The organism is Halobacillus rhizosphaerae (assembly GCF_046719735.1).
Lineage (GTDB): Bacteria > Bacillota > Bacilli > Bacillales > Halobacillaceae > Halobacillus_B > Halobacillus_B rhizosphaerae.
This window is the reverse complement of sequence record NZ_JAUTWQ010000001.1, coordinates 207,857-221,553: the sequence shown is the minus strand read 5'-3', so window position 1 is coordinate 221,553 and position 13,697 is coordinate 207,857. Positions and strand designations below refer to the sequence as shown.

Below are 13,697 nucleotides of genomic sequence, written 5' to 3'. Positions count from 1 at the left end.
TATGTAAATCAATGGTTCGGGTCTTTTTAATAAAAAAATTCTTTCGCTATTATGAAAACTCGTTATTCCGATCGAACCATAACTCCCCCTGATCGTTAAATGAGCATAAGGAAATCTCTTTAACAGATTGAAATCCATGTTTTCCTACTTCATTTAACAGCCAAGTTTTATTCTTTCTAATGGTTTTTAAACCACTATATTGAATTTTCCCATCTGCAATGAGTATCACAGCATAATCAGAACTGCCATCATTGTTTTTTTCAAAAATCGATAATTTCCCAGATGGCTCAAGAATCGCATATGCTACATCATTCACTTGCTGGATCCCATGTTCCCGAAGCTGTAATAATAAATCATTGAAATTATATCTCTGTTTCCTCATTTCCCCTTCATCTATTTTGCCATGTTTAATAAGCACCGAGGGTTTGCCATCAAACCAGCTTCGGAACCAGGGAATTTTCAATGAAGCATACGCACTTCCCCACTGGATAATTAATAAGACGAGCATAGGGACGAGAGCTTCCCAAATGGATGACTTTGGTTTTTCAATAAGAAAGACGGCAATCTCCGCCAGCATAATAAAGACCACCAAATCCATGACGCTCAATTCTCCAATTTCACGCTTCCCCATAATTCGAAAGATCAGCAGAATAAGCAAATAGGTCAAAATCGTACGGAATATAGTGGGTCCTAGAAGCATGAATCATCAGCTCCCCTTCGAAGTACTCCTCACTGTATTAACATGACCTATTTCGTTAATTTTATGTTCCTGCCGCTTCAATAAAGCTAATTGAACTCAAAAGTACTTAGGTTAGAAAAGGTACCAGATACCGGAGAAAGACATAGACGGTACATACGAGCAATGAAATAATTAATACGGGAAAACCATAAAGAGTGAATTTAACAAATGATATTGGCTGACGGTGACTGGCTGCTAAACCTGCTACAACTACGTTTGCTGATGCCCCAACTAATGTCCCATTACCACCCAGGCAGGCACCAAGGGCAAGGGCCCACCAGACCGGATCAACATCCATCATGCCATACCCTTGAAGCTCTTTAACTACTGGAATCATCGCCGCAACAAATGGAATATTATCCACGACCCCGGATAATATTCCCGAACTCCATAACATCACCATGGAAGTGATCGGCATGTCTCCTCCTGAGATCCAAATCATGCCTCTAGCGATTTCGTCGATTATCCCTGCCGTTTGCAGACCGCCTACTAACATAAATAATCCAATAAAGAAAAACAGCGTCACCCATTCCACCTCTTGAAACACTTTTTCAACTTCCAATTCCTTATCTGTCAAAAATAACAGCAGAAGTGCACCGGTTACTGCAATCGTAGTAATATCCATATGGACAAAAGGGTGAAGGACAAAACCCGCAATAGTGAGAGCAAGAACAGAAAGCGATTGAAAAAGCAATTTGGAGACAACGAGATGTTCTTTAGCATCTAATTTCATCAGCTGTGCTGCAAGCTCTGGATTATAGGGAAGAGTCGAACGAAAACGAAGAATTAACAGACCTAAAACGATTAAAAAAATGATTAGGACTACCGGACCCAAATGATATAAAAAAGACAGGAAATTAAAGTGGTCTACCGCTTGTCCAATCATAATATTAGGGGGATCCCCGATCAAAGTAGAAGTTCCCCCAATATTAGAACTAAATATTGTGGTCAAAAGATAAGGGAAAGCAGGCAGTTGAAGTTTTTCAGTTAAAGAAAGTAACACAGGTACAAACAGAAGAACCGTGGTCACATTATCCAAAAACGCAGAGCCTACTGCGGTAAATATTGAGGTGACTGCGAGAAGCGGAACAGGCTTTCCTTTCACTAACTGTGCCAGCCGGATAGCCATAAAGGTGAAGATCCCTGTCTTTTTCGTTATAGAAACAAGAACCATCATGGAAAAAAGAAGGGCTACGGTTTCCCAGTCGATATAAAGAAATGCCTCTTCCCAGTGATATACACGGGTGATTAGTAAGAGAACTCCTCCCGATAATGCTACGAGAGCCCGGTTCCACTTCTCAATCATTATCAATATGTAGCTTGCTGTAAAAATGAGCAATGCAAGGACTGTAGACATAGCACTTCCCCTTTAAAATGGACTTACACTATCCTATTCATTGGACTGGAGAAATATCTACTTCTATCTTGAATACTTCCCTGCATATATTGATATAGACAAGCAAGTAAAGGAGGGGACGTTAGATGAAAAAAATGATGCAGGGTGTCCTAGCTTACGGCGTTGGATTTATTTTCTTAGCCATGTTATTTTTCTCAGGAGTATTAGCGCTTCTATTAAGATTTACTGCTATGGAATATCAAACTCTTAATCAAATTGCCTTAATCGCTGGCATCACAATCCTAGCCGCTGGAGGTCTGCTGTCAGCTTATAAAACCGAACAAAAAGGATGGCTTTCTGGAGGATTAACGGGGTTCATTTTTGTCGCAATGATGGTATTATTTCAAGTTATTTTCGAAAACACATGGATTTCACTACCTCAGCTCAGTTATTTCGGAGGACTATTAATTGCTGCCTGGCTCGGGGGTATGATTGGTGTTAATCTGCCTCGCAGCTCACAAAAAAGGTAGAATTTCTAATACAAAAACCCGTTACTTAAAAGGTAACGGGTTTACTAGTTAGTCTTGATTTAATTTCTCTCTTACAGATGAACGATCAAACTTCATTTGAGTACCATCTTGAATAGCAATCACGATCGCATTCTCTTCAATAGCGTGAATCGTTCCGTGAAGGCCTCCAATAGTAATAATTCTATCTCCTTTTTGAAGTTCCGTCTGCATTTGCTGGACTTTCTTTTGTTTCTTTTGCTGCGGACGAATAAGTAAGAAGTAGAAAATAACAAACATAAGAATAATCGGTAATAATCCTACTAACGTTTGCATTTATATTCCCCCTTTCTAAAAGTTCTTTGCGTTTGGTTTATTGAAACCGTAGCGCTCAAAGAATTCTTCTCTAAAGTCACCGAGTCGATCTTCTCTAATGGCTTCACGCACTTGCCTCATCAATTTTAACAGAAAATAAAGATTATGATAAGTCGTTAGTCGAAAGCCGAATGTTTCATTGGCTTTTACTAAGTGACGAATGTACGCTCTGGTATAGTTTCTACAAGTGTGACAATCACATTCTTCATCTATTGGACTGAAATCCCGAGCAAACTTCGCATTTCTTACGACGAGTCTTCCCTGAGAGGTCATACAAGTTCCATTGCGGGCAATTCGTGTGGGCAGCACACAGTCAAACATATCAATCCCCCTGATCGAACCATCGATTAGGGAATCTGGAGAACCTACCCCCATTAGATAACGCGGCTTGTTATTCGGTAATAAAGGTGTGGTAAATTCCAGCACACGATTCATTACGTCTTTAGGTTCGCCTACAGACAGACCGCCAATAGCAAACCCTGGAAAATCAAGCGAGGTTAAATCACGAGCACTCTGGCGTCGCAATTCTTCGTATTCTCCGCCCTGGACAATTCCAAACAGTCCTTGCTGGTCAGGTCTTTGATGACCTTCCAGGCATCGTTCCGCCCATCGGCTTGTCCTTTCAACAGACTTCTTCATATAATCGTATTCCGCTGGATAAGGAGGACATTCATCAAAGGCCATCATAATATCCGCTCCAAGAGAATTTTGAATGCGCATCGCCTTCTCCGGAGATAAAAATAGTTTCTCACCGCTAATATGGTTACGGAAATGGACGCCTTCTTCTTCAATTTGTCTTAAATCGCTTAGACTAAACACTTGAAAGCCGCCTGAGTCAGTAAGAATTGAACCATTCCAGTTCATAAACTTATGCAGTCCTCCGGCTTCTTCTACAATATCTTCCCCCGGGCGCAGCCACAGGTGATAGGTGTTAGAAAGAATAATTTGAGCGCCCATCTTTTCGAGCTCTTCTGGACTCATCGTCTTGACTGTAGCTAGAGTTCCAACCGGCATGAACATTGGTGTTTCAAACGTTCCATGAGGCGTGTGAACTTTCCCAAGGCGTGCACCCGTTTGTTTACATGTTTTAATTAATTCGTACGTGATTGCCATTGCTTCGATCCTTTCTTTAAAACAATCTTTCTACAGAATCAGCATCGCATCTCCAAAGCTAAAGAATCGATACCTCTCTTCAACCGCCTGATGATAAGCCTCTAGTATAAAATCTCGTCCTGCAAAGGCACTAACTAACATAATTAGTGTGGACTTCGGCAGATGGAAATTCGTAATGAGGCCATCAATTGCCTTGAGCTGCTGAGGTGGATAAATAAATATATCTGTCCATCCGCTTGCTTCTGTAAATTCTCCATAATCACGCATTAGCGTTTCCAGCGTTCGAGTCGAGGTGGTCCCAATTGAAATAATCCGGCCCCCATTTGCTTTAACCCGATTCAATTGTGCCGCTGTTTCCTGACTTACGCGGTAAAATTCTGCATGCATATCGTGCTCTTCTATTTGATCAACGCTCACCGGACGAAAAGTACCTAATCCGACGTGCAAGGTAAGATAAGCAATCTCAACTCCAGATGCTTCAATTTCCGCTAATAGCTCACGGGTAAAATGAAGACCAGCTGTTGGCGCTGCTGCAGAGCCTTCTTCTTTAGCATAAACCGTCTGATAACGCTCACGGTCTGATAATTGTTCTTTGATGTACGGAGGGAGTGGCATTTCGCCCAACGATTCCAGAACTTCTAAAAAGATCCCATCATAATAAAATTGCACTTTGCGACCGCCATGTTCTTGTATTTCGGTGCATTCAGCAATTAGTTTTCCTCCGCCAAATTCAATTCGGGTACCGACTTTGATTTTTTTTGCGGGTTTTACGAGGACTTCCCACACATCATCAGCTTCCTGGTGTAAAAGCAGAACTTCTACCTTGCCGCCTGTATCCTGTTTCGCGCCGTACAAACGAGCTGGAAGCACTTTCGTATCATTTAAAACCAAACAATCCCCCGGATTTAGAAACTCTTGTACTTCATTAAATTTTCGGTGGCTGATCTCTTTTTCCTGCCTATTCAAAACCATGAGCCTGGAAGAAGAACGGTCAAGTAATGGAACTTGAGCAATGAGTTCCTCTGGAAGCTCAAAATCGTATTGATTAATATCCATGAAAATCCCCTACTCCTGACTTAGCGTATTTTGCCTAATAAATAAAAAATGAGTGATAAAATAATACTGGCCACAATTGAAGTCACAATTGGAAAGTAGAAGGTAACTGGCCCTTTTTTAAAAGAAATATCGCCGGGAAGCTTTCCAATAAAACTCCAAAGTAATCCTATGATAATAAAAACAATCCCTATTACAATAAAGATTTTACCGAAGCCCGTCAAGTGCCTGGCACCTCCCTATTGAAATGGGCATAAGCTTTTGGAGTAACAATTCTTCCTCGGGGCGTTCGCTGAATAAATCCAATTTGAAGCAGAAATGGTTCATAAACGTCTTCGATCGTCTGGGATTCTTCACCAATGGTTGCCGCAATCGTGTCTAAGCCGACTGGTCCGCCGCGAAATCCATCCATGATGCCAATCAGAAGCTTATGATCAATAAAATCCAGCCCTTGCTGATCTACTTGCAGCATTTCTAAGGCTTGATGAGTAGTGTCCTGACTAATGATCTCTTCACCATTTACCTGGGCTATATCTCGAACTCTCTTTAATAACCGGTTCGCTATTCTAGGCGTCCCTCTTGATCTAAGCGCTATTTCTTCCGCCGCTTCCTGCTTAATGGCCACATTAAATATTTCCGCTGTTCTTTCAACGATCGCACATAAGGCTTGTGTTTCATAGAAGTCCAGTCGGCTGTGTACCCCAAACCGGTCCCTTAATGGGGCGGATAATAACCCCGCCCTTGTAGTTGCTCCAACCAGCGTAAAGGGAGGAAGGTCCAACCGCACAGACCTTGCACTTGGGCCATTTCCTACAACTATATCCAAACAGAAGTCTTCCATAGCAGGATAAAGAACTTCTTCTACTGATCTTGGCAGACGGTGAATTTCATCGATAAAAAGAACGTCACCAGGTTCAAGCGAAGATAAAATAGCCGCTAAGTCTCCTGCTCTTTCTATAGCTGGCCCGGATGTCGTACGAAATTGAACTTCCATTTCATTAGCTATTATGGAAGCAAGCGTTGTTTTACCAAGGCCAGGTGGACCATACAAAAGAACATGATCCAAAGGTTCATTTCTCATCTTTGCGGCTTCGATAAAAATACTTAAATTTTTCTTCGTTTTATCCTGACCAATATATTGCTTTAAGGTTTCCGGCCGTAAACTGAGTTCGATTTCCTGATCGCTCGACTGGTACTCCCCTGATATCATCCGATCCTCCATGTAAGCTCCTCCTTTCTCTTAGGATTTCATTAACATTTGAAGTCCCTGGCGTACATAATCATCGACTTTCCCAGCTTTTGCCTGATTTAATTCTACGCGGACTGTTTTAAGCTCCTTCTCTGAATAACCGAGTGCTTTTAAAGCTTCCAATGCCTCTTCTATCCTCTCTCTCTTTTCCTTCGAAGTAACATCTTCCTGATAAAAGATGGTTTGTTCATTTTCTTCATCTGGAAGCCAAATAATAAGTTTTCCTTTTAAATCAAGAATCATTTGTCTGGCTGTTTTCTTCCCTACACCAGGAAAACGTGTTAAATACTTCTCATCTTCTTGTTCTATCGCTGTTACAAATTCAGCCACACTCACGCTGCCCAAGATCGCTAAAGCTCCCTTTGGACCAATTCCTGACACGTTTAGCAGCTGGGCAAATAACTGTTTATCTTCTTTCTTCTTAAAACCAAATAAGGACTGGTTATCTTCACGAATATAATGATATGTATGAACTTTCACTTCCTTATTTAAAAACTCCTGGAAATGAAAAGGATTGGCACACAAAACGTGATAGCCAATACCGCTTGTTTCTATAATTATAGAGTCATCTTCAATCGTAGACAGAAGACCTTTCACATATGCGATCATTGCTATTAATCCCTTCTAAGCTGTATTCTTAACCACACTCTATTGTAACATACAAGCACACGTTCCCCTAAGTACTTTCCACTGACAAAAAGTGAGCCAAAGCGGAGAGAATCGTTTGGATCCCATTCCCCAGCCGGCTGCAAGAAGGACTGTCTTATCTCTATGCGTCCATCTTTAAATCATTCATCATCCAAAACAAATAAATCCGAACGATGAGGAAGAATGCCTTTAGCATTTCATCAACGTTCGGATTTAAAATGAGCAAAAGACTTCTGTCCTAGTCTTTTTGCAGAATAATATGGTAGGGTCACTAAACTTTTAATTTATATCCCTTGCTTCTTCGTATATTGTTTTAACACTTGTTGAAAATGCTTAACGTTATCAATCTTTATTCCATCTTCAAGAAGAATCTTTCGTTTTGACTCTAAAGGCTTGATCGGAATCGGTTTAAAGGATTCAATTACTTTCCCTTCCTCCGGCTCTCCATAATACACCGCTAATTCACCGTCAGGCGTAAGTCCAAAGTATCCCTGCTGCTTAGTTAGCGGCGAAATATCCGTGAGCTGACGTTGAAATACGACGCGATCCAGCTGTTGGTCAACGACTGTCCATCCTTCATACTCCGCCCAAAAGTCCATCATCGACCAGATCTTTTCCTGTTTCGTTGTCGTTTCTGTTACGCCATCCATGTAGTGAGTTTTCAAAATAACTTTAAGCTCCAGTGGATCTTCCTTCACTAATGTCGGTACTGCTTCTACAGACTCAACCTTCAATGGTCTTTGCATGGAAACATCATGTGCCGGCCGTATTAATTCCTTCTCGCCGTCAGCGAATTGCCATATAGCAATACTTGTCAGCAATATGGACACTCCAAGTATCCAGCGATTCATCGTCTATTCCCCCTCATAAAAAATAGCCTCTGTTTCTAGTATCTCCAGAAACAAAGACTATTATGAGGGCAACAGGAATTTAGGATAATTTTTCCAAAACCTCGTCCGCCGCATCCAGATTATGATAGATGTCCTGTACGTCATCATTATCTTCCAGCATATCTATTAGCTTTAACATTTTTTCCACGCCTTCTTCGTCCAAGGGTGTATAGGTGTCAGGGATCATAGTGACTTCAGCATTATCAAAGGTATATCCATCATTCTCGAGCGTTTGTTTTACGCTGCTGTAGTCCTCAGGATCTGTATATATTTCAAAATGCTCTTCTGTGGTTTCCATCTCTTCTGCTCCAGCATCTATCGCTTCAAGCATAAATTCATCTTCATCTGTGTCTACAGAAGAACGATCAACCACTAAAAAACCTTTTCTATGAAACATAAATGACACACAGCCGTTTTCACCTAAATTCCCGTCATTTTTATTAAAAGCATGGCGAACATCTGCTGCTGTACGATTCTTGTTATCTGTTAGTACCTTCACCATAACGGCAACTCCACCTGGACCATAGCCTTCATAAGTGAATTCCTCATAATGAATTCCCTCTAGATCCCCTGTAGCTTTCTTAATAGCTCGGTCAATATTATCATTAGGCATGTTATTGGATTTAGCTTTATCCACGGCAATCCGCAGATTTGAGTTCATTTCTGGATCACCGCCGCCATTTCTGGCTGCCATGAATATTTCACGAGCAAGCTTCATGAAAAGCTTTCCGCGTTTCGCATCCTGCGCCCCTTTACGGCGCTTTATATTATTCCATTTTGAATGACCAGCCATGGACATTCTCCTCTCCAATAGCAAATCTTTTCCTTTTCTAATATATCATATCCGCTGGCTGGTGATAAAGAACACTACTTGGCGTTAGAAGCTTTATTAAAGAAATTCTTAATATTTTCTTTCAATTTGTCGGGAGCTTGTGAAGCTTTTAAGCGGGAATTCAAGTCCTTCATTTGATCCCAGTTACTTGTGTTTGTGTATAGCGTAACTGGTTTATCTGTCATTCCTTCTACTTTTTTGCGGATCTTATTTGCTATAGTACGATCCCGGTAATCAGATGGATTCAGCATAACTGCAACATACACTTGATCATCAGTCTCAAATGCCTGGGTCATGGTTACCTCGTCAAATTTATTAACCGCTTTGGTAATAGCGATGGATTCCTCATTATAGAAATCATTGTTATGGGCCTGGTTCGTTTTCCCGTACTGCGCTTTATTAAATTCCTCTTCAGCAGAGCGTTTAAAATAGCTATCTTCTCCAATAGGAATTCTGCTTTTCTTTGTTTCTTCCTTCTCCCCGCTATACTCAAGCGGCTGGTATAATGACTCCCCTTGATTTTCACCTGTTTCTTTCGGTTCTTTTGCATTACATGCGATTAAAGGAAGACACATAATCATTAGCATTACAGTAATTTTCCACATAAAAAACATTCTCCTTTTTCCCTTACTATGGGTTAAGAAGAATGTTTTAGTCTGTTAATATTACCCAGCTTACTGGGGAGGCGCGGAAGCGAGCTGACGTTTGTGAGCTGTTCGCTCATGCATAGATTCAATAATATTCCGATCCTCAGTTGGGATTTCTTCTCCCTTAAGGAATTTATCAATCATCGCATAGCTCGTACCCATTTCGTTTTCATCGGTTTGACCTTCCCACAAACCAGCACTTGGCTGTTTATGAATAACCTCATCAGGTACTCCAAGGTATTCCGCCATTTCTCTAACTTCGCCTTTAGTTAAATGAACAAGGGGCACAAGATCCACCCCTCCGTCTCCAAATTTCGTAAAATAGCCTGTGTACCATTCTGCTGCATTATCTGTTCCCACTACTAAATATTTGTGATTGGCAGCTACTGTGTACAAGGTACTCATTCTTAAACGAGCACGAAGATTGGCGTCTGCCATTTTAAGCTGGTCCTTGTTTAACTGTCCATTGGCATCCAGCTGTTTTTGAATGGTTCCAAACAGAACATCGTGCGTTTCTGTTAAATCAACAGTGATCGAAGGAAGATCGCATGCAGAAATTACCTTTGAAGCATGATCCTGATCACTTGACTGACTTTTACATGGCATAATGACTCCCAAAGAATTTTCAGGATAAGCACGTTTAATTAAATTTGAGACAACAGCGGAATCGATTCCACCGCTTACACCAACAAGCAGTCCATCGACGTGCGCTTGCTCCACTTGTTCACGTAACCAAGCAACGAGTTTTTCAACTTTTTCTTTCACGGGATTGTTCATCCTTTCACACTTATAATACCTTATCTTAGCATATTTTCAGCGTATCGGACAAACATCTTACGGTTTTCCCAAGCTTTCTCTAATTTGCTCATATGGAGAGTCATGGACGCGTCACCAGAACGACATTTCCGATACCCGTACAGCCATTCCCTTACAATATCCGCTGGTACGAGAACCCCCTTCAACCAAATTTCCTGATCGTCTGCATGAGGAAAATAATTAATTAAGGCGGCCCGATGATTTTCCAAATAAGGCAAAAATCTCTGAGCAAGCTGAATTTGATCGTATAGTTTAGGTCCGTTATGAAACAAATCAAAATCAATAAACCGTATCCCTTTAGAAGGGTTCACAATAAAATTATGATGAGCTAAATCGCCATGCAGCCATTCATGATCATGCCAAGCTTTCTCTTCGATCTCTCCCCAATCATATTGAGAAAATCCTTCAAGCTTTTGATGCATCGCCGCCCTGATTTCTCGGAAAATGGTCTGCTTGTTAAAATGATTAAAAACGTTCTGAGTGCTTTCAAAATCTTCAAGACGCCTTTCCCACTTAATGTACAGAGGATCACGAGGTATCGATAAAATGGCAATTCCTTTTGTAGATCGATGAAATTGTTTTAGAAGATAACATGCTTGTTGTCGGTCATAATGGGATTTGAAGTCTGCATGATCTCCTTCCAGCCATTCAAATAATCCCCATTCACACCCAAGTTTACTCTTTGTAAAAGCAGCATCCGGGAATGGAATGGGGCAGGCAGCCATATGAGAAGCTTGATCCCAATGATTAAAGAAATCAATTTGCTGTTTTAATACACCGGCACGTCTATATCCCTTTAATAGATACGTATGATTATTCACTTTCACTTGATAAACTTTCGGCTTAATCGTCTTTATATATTCAATCGGAAGATTTTCTTGGTATTTAAGCCAATGGAAAAGGCGATCCGTATAGGAATCGCCTTCTTTATGGTCAGTCTTCATCTACATCATCGCCTCGCCAAGGCTGCTGTTGATTCCAGTTTCCCATTGGCGGCTGCTGTTGATTCCAACTTCCCATGGATTGCGGCATATTCCAACTACCCGTAGGAGACTGTTGTCCGGGTGCTCCCATCGGCCACTGTTGACCATAACCTCCCATCGGCCATTGCTGACCATAACCGCCATGATGCATATATCCTTGCATAGCATATGGATTATATCCCTGCGGCGAACCATACCCCATCATAGGCTGGAATCCCTGAGGCTGCTGTGCACCATCGTCTCCCCCACACCCGCAATCCGCCGGCATGTTTTGAGCTGGCATCTGGGCAGGCATATATGCGGAATTAGAAGGTGACTCGCAATCTTCACCGTACCATGGCATTTGGCCTTGTGGATATTGAGGCATGTTCATATGGGCAGGCATCATTACTGGCTGCGGAGGACACCAATAATACTCACTATTGACTAATTGAGGTTGAGCAGGCTGGAAGTACGGCATTTGCTGAGCATCTGCTGCTGGTTGAGTATAATTCATTGGCTGTGCATTAGATTTTGGTTCCTCCGAAGATTCCTCAGCCAACTCCTTCCCCTTCTCCTTCTCGGGTGCTTGTGGCATCGGCATTTGCGGCAGATTAAATGTCGTATAATAATTTTGCAGCTGCTGCTCCATCATAGGCATCTGCACAGGTATATTAAATTGCGGCTGCATCGGCTGCATCGGCATCGGCTGCATTGGTTTTTCTTTCACCGGTTTCATCGGTTTTTCCTTTACCTTTTCATCTTCCTTAATAACTGGAATCGGTTTTGGAGAATTATCTTTGTAGGGATGTTGAGTCGGCATTTCTTTTTTAGGAGCTTCTTTTTTCACTTGTTTCGTGCCTTGTGGAACTTTAATTTTCATACCCGGCATAATCATATCTGGATTGGAGAGCTGGGTATTCATTGCTTTTAACTCTTCAAAATTGACCCCATACTTCTTTGAAATGTTCCAGAGTGTATCTCCTTTTTGTACAATGTGAATTCTCACAGTTGCAACTCCCTTCCTGTGATTCTAAAAATCAAAAAGACAATAATAGCTTCATAACACTCTATGCAGCACAAGCCAAAAGATTGATGAATTTGCCTATAATTTATTTTATTAAAAATAGAAAAACCCCTAAAAACCTTTATAAAACAAGGGTTTCAGGGGTGGATAATCTTATGTTCTGCGAACAGGTGCTGAAAGATCAATTTGGTAACTTGGATAAGTTCCAAGCAGCTTCATCTGGCAGCCAAGAGCTTCTAACTCTGCTTTTACACCAGGAAAGAGGACTTGGTCATAAGGCTGCTCTACATCTATTAAGAAGTAATAGTTGCCAAGGCCGGTCTTCAAAGGTCTTGACTCAATTTTGGACAAGTTCATCTTTCTCCAAGCAAATGCTGCAAGAACTTGATGTAAGGCGCCTACATAATCTTGAGGAAGCGTGATCATCACGGTTGTCTTCTGTCTGCTTGGAAGGTCATTCACCTTAATCGTGTGCGGCGTTTTTTGCACGACAGCAAACCGAGTATGGTTGTTGTCATAGTCATGAATATTTTCCTGCCAAATCGTCAAATGATTTTGTTCAGCTGCCAGGTGATTGCCAATGGCTGCCACAGAAGGGTCAGAGGAAGAAACAATTTCAGCTGCCTTCGCTGTGGAGGCGGTATATTTTAATTCCGCCTCTGGATATTGCTTGTGTAAATACTGATGACATTGAGCAATAGCCTGACTATGCGAATAAATTCTGGTGATTTTCTCTCCATTATAAGCGGGGTGAACTAATAAATGCTGTCTAATCGGCACTGTCATTTCTGCAATGATGGACTGATTTACGTAATGGACCAAATAATCGATGGTTAGATTCACAGAACCTTCAATTGCATTTTCCAAAGGAACGACTCCCGTATGAATTTCCCCTGCTTCTACGGCATCAAGACAAGCGGGTATACTAGCAAACGAAATAAAACTTCCTTCTTCAAATAGCGAATCGACCGCCATTTTGGTAAACGTTCCTTTGGGCCCCAAATAACCTATCTTCTCTTCTTCCATGTCTCTTTCCCTCCATACATTATGCTCCCGTACTTAGGATCTCTACACGATCTACAAAGTCGAGTTTGTGTAATTTCTGCAATAACTGTTCTATTGAAAATACCATACCTGTTGTATTTAAGGAAAGAGTAACATTTGCTTTTCCTTGTAAAGGGATCGTCTGATGGATAGTCAGCACATTACAGCCTGATTGGGCTACTGTAGATAAAAGGTTGGACAGAGTGCCTGAACGATCCTCCAAATGAAAGAATAAGGTAATCATTTGCTCTTTTACCATTGCTTGAAACGGATAAACAGCATCCCGATATTTATAAAAGGCACTTCGCGATAAACCCACGTCCTGAACAGCTTCAAAAATAGACTCCACTTTCCCGCGTTCTAACAGCGCTTTTGCTTCAATTGTTTTTTTCATTGCTTCAGGAAGGATATCGCTACGGACTAAATAAAATTTTTCATTATAATCCGCCATTCAACTCTC

General features: G+C 41.3%; 17 protein-coding genes. 1 reads left to right on the top strand and 16 read right to left on the bottom strand.

Translation table 11 applies throughout. From position 1 onward, the window contains the following. Positions 1 to 49: 49 nt before the first annotated feature. Positions 50 to 700: a DUF421 domain-containing protein gene (locus tag Q7A53_RS01100; RefSeq protein ID WP_411787263.1), complete on the bottom strand. Its 651-nt coding sequence runs from the start codon at positions 698 to 700 to the stop codon at positions 50 to 52. 106 nt (positions 701 to 806) lie between these two features. Continuing rightward, on the bottom strand, positions 807 to 2,096 hold the full coding sequence (locus Q7A53_RS01095; protein ID WP_411787262.1) for an ArsB/NhaD family transporter: 1,290 nt from the start codon (positions 2,094 to 2,096) through the stop codon (positions 807 to 809). Positions 2,097 to 2,221: 125 nt separating this feature from the next. Here Q7A53_RS01095 and Q7A53_RS01090 point away from each other — a divergent pair, with 125 nt between their 5' ends. Next, entirely contained in the window at positions 2,222 to 2,605 is a 384-nt protein-coding gene (locus tag Q7A53_RS01090; protein WP_411787261.1) for a TIGR04086 family membrane protein, read from the top strand. 48 nt (positions 2,606 to 2,653) lie between these two features. Here Q7A53_RS01090 and yajC read toward each other — a convergent pair whose 3' ends face one another. The 14 genes from yajC to Q7A53_RS01020 form a co-directional block, all read right to left on the bottom strand. Continuing rightward, positions 2,654 to 2,917 carry a preprotein translocase subunit YajC gene (gene yajC / locus Q7A53_RS01085; protein ID WP_411787260.1) on the bottom strand — a complete coding sequence of 88 codons (264 nt, stop codon included), beginning with the start codon at positions 2,915 to 2,917 and terminating at the stop codon, positions 2,654 to 2,656. A gap of 15 nt (positions 2,918 to 2,932) precedes the next feature. After that, complete coding sequence (gene tgt, locus Q7A53_RS01080; RefSeq protein WP_411787259.1) at positions 2,933 to 4,069, bottom strand: tRNA guanosine(34) transglycosylase Tgt; 1,137 nt, start codon at positions 4,067 to 4,069, stop codon at positions 2,933 to 2,935. Positions 4,070 to 4,099: 30 nt separating this feature from the next. After that, positions 4,100 to 5,125: a tRNA preQ1(34) S-adenosylmethionine ribosyltransferase-isomerase QueA gene (gene queA / locus Q7A53_RS01075; protein WP_411787258.1), complete on the bottom strand. Its 1,026-nt coding sequence runs from the start codon at positions 5,123 to 5,125 to the stop codon at positions 4,100 to 4,102. A 20-nt stretch (positions 5,126 to 5,145) separates the two neighbouring features. Then, positions 5,146 to 5,346, bottom strand: a complete 201-nt coding sequence (locus tag Q7A53_RS01070) for a DUF2905 domain-containing protein (protein WP_411787257.1) — start codon at positions 5,344 to 5,346, stop codon at positions 5,146 to 5,148. Then, complete coding sequence (gene ruvB, locus Q7A53_RS01065) at positions 5,343 to 6,344, bottom strand: Holliday junction branch migration DNA helicase RuvB (protein ID WP_411787256.1); 1,002 nt, start codon at positions 6,342 to 6,344, stop codon at positions 5,343 to 5,345. Before ruvB ends, Q7A53_RS01070 begins: the two co-directional genes overlap by 4 nt. An 18-nt stretch (positions 6,345 to 6,362) precedes the next feature. Then, positions 6,363 to 6,980 (bottom strand): Holliday junction branch migration protein RuvA, encoded by a 618-nt coding sequence (gene ruvA, locus Q7A53_RS01060; RefSeq protein WP_411787255.1) that lies wholly within the window; start codon positions 6,978 to 6,980, stop codon positions 6,363 to 6,365. Positions 6,981 to 7,303: 323 nt separating this feature from the next. Beyond that, positions 7,304 to 7,870 carry a BofC C-terminal domain-containing protein gene (locus Q7A53_RS01055; protein ID WP_411787254.1) on the bottom strand — a complete coding sequence of 189 codons (567 nt, stop codon included), beginning with the start codon at positions 7,868 to 7,870 and terminating at the stop codon, positions 7,304 to 7,306. Between the two features lie 79 nt (positions 7,871 to 7,949). Then, positions 7,950 to 8,702 (bottom strand): YebC/PmpR family DNA-binding transcriptional regulator, encoded by a 753-nt coding sequence (locus Q7A53_RS01050; RefSeq protein WP_411787253.1) that lies wholly within the window; start codon positions 8,700 to 8,702, stop codon positions 7,950 to 7,952. Positions 8,703 to 8,776: 74 nt separating this feature from the next. After that, on the bottom strand, positions 8,777 to 9,346 hold the full coding sequence (locus tag Q7A53_RS01045) for a YhcN/YlaJ family sporulation lipoprotein (RefSeq protein WP_411787252.1): 570 nt from the start codon (positions 9,344 to 9,346) through the stop codon (positions 8,777 to 8,779). Between the two features lie 69 nt (positions 9,347 to 9,415). After that, entirely contained in the window at positions 9,416 to 10,153 is a 738-nt protein-coding gene (nadE, locus tag Q7A53_RS01040) for an NAD(+) synthase (protein WP_411787251.1), read from the bottom strand. Between the two features lie 32 nt (positions 10,154 to 10,185). Beyond that, positions 10,186 to 11,148 carry a phosphotransferase gene (locus Q7A53_RS01035; RefSeq protein WP_411787250.1) on the bottom strand — a complete coding sequence of 321 codons (963 nt, stop codon included), beginning with the start codon at positions 11,146 to 11,148 and terminating at the stop codon, positions 10,186 to 10,188. Next, positions 11,138 to 12,175: a SafA/ExsA family spore coat assembly protein gene (safA, locus tag Q7A53_RS01030; RefSeq protein WP_411787249.1), complete on the bottom strand. Its 1,038-nt coding sequence runs from the start codon at positions 12,173 to 12,175 to the stop codon at positions 11,138 to 11,140. The genes Q7A53_RS01035 and safA overlap by 11 nt, the downstream gene beginning before the upstream one ends. Before the next feature lie 171 nt (positions 12,176 to 12,346). After that, positions 12,347 to 13,219 carry a prephenate dehydratase gene (gene pheA / locus Q7A53_RS01025; RefSeq protein ID WP_411787248.1) on the bottom strand — a complete coding sequence of 291 codons (873 nt, stop codon included), beginning with the start codon at positions 13,217 to 13,219 and terminating at the stop codon, positions 12,347 to 12,349. Positions 13,220 to 13,238: 19 nt separating this feature from the next. Continuing rightward, a complete protein-coding gene (locus tag Q7A53_RS01020; protein ID WP_411787247.1) occupies positions 13,239 to 13,688 on the bottom strand; it encodes an ACT domain-containing protein in 450 nt (149 codons plus the stop codon). Positions 13,689 to 13,697: the final 9 nt, after the last annotated feature.

Bases quoted from the DNA above. Each gene is read 5' to 3' on its own strand.
- Q7A53_RS01100 (WP_411787263.1), bottom strand. From the start codon at position 700: ATGCTTCTAGGACCCACTATATTCCGTACGATTTTGACCTATTTGCTT.
- Q7A53_RS01095 (WP_411787262.1), bottom strand. From the start codon at position 2,096: ATGTCTACAGTCCTTGCATTGCTCATTTTTACAGCAAGCTACATATTG.
- Q7A53_RS01090 (WP_411787261.1), top strand. From the start codon at position 2,222: ATGAAAAAAATGATGCAGGGTGTCCTAGCTTACGGCGTTGGATTTATT.
- yajC (WP_411787260.1), bottom strand. From the start codon at position 2,917: ATGCAAACGTTAGTAGGATTATTACCGATTATTCTTATGTTTGTTATT.
- tgt (WP_411787259.1), bottom strand. From the start codon at position 4,069: ATGGCAATCACGTACGAATTAATTAAAACATGTAAACAAACGGGTGCA.
- queA (WP_411787258.1), bottom strand. From the start codon at position 5,125: ATGGATATTAATCAATACGATTTTGAGCTTCCAGAGGAACTCATTGCT.
- ruvB (WP_411787256.1), bottom strand. From the start codon at position 6,344: ATGGAGGATCGGATGATATCAGGGGAGTACCAGTCGAGCGATCAGGAA.
- ruvA (WP_411787255.1), bottom strand. From the start codon at position 6,980: ATGATCGCATATGTGAAAGGTCTTCTGTCTACGATTGAAGATGACTCT.
- Q7A53_RS01055 (WP_411787254.1), bottom strand. From the start codon at position 7,870: ATGAATCGCTGGATACTTGGAGTGTCCATATTGCTGACAAGTATTGCT.
- Q7A53_RS01050 (WP_411787253.1), bottom strand. From the start codon at position 8,702: ATGGCTGGTCATTCAAAATGGAATAATATAAAGCGCCGTAAAGGGGCG.
- Q7A53_RS01045 (WP_411787252.1), bottom strand. From the start codon at position 9,346: ATGTGGAAAATTACTGTAATGCTAATGATTATGTGTCTTCCTTTAATC.
- Q7A53_RS01035 (WP_411787250.1), bottom strand. From the start codon at position 11,148: ATGAAGACTGACCATAAAGAAGGCGATTCCTATACGGATCGCCTTTTC.
- pheA (WP_411787248.1), bottom strand. From the start codon at position 13,219: ATGGAAGAAGAGAAGATAGGTTATTTGGGGCCCAAAGGAACGTTTACC.
- Q7A53_RS01020 (WP_411787247.1), bottom strand. From the start codon at position 13,688: ATGGCGGATTATAATGAAAAATTTTATTTAGTCCGTAGCGATATCCTT.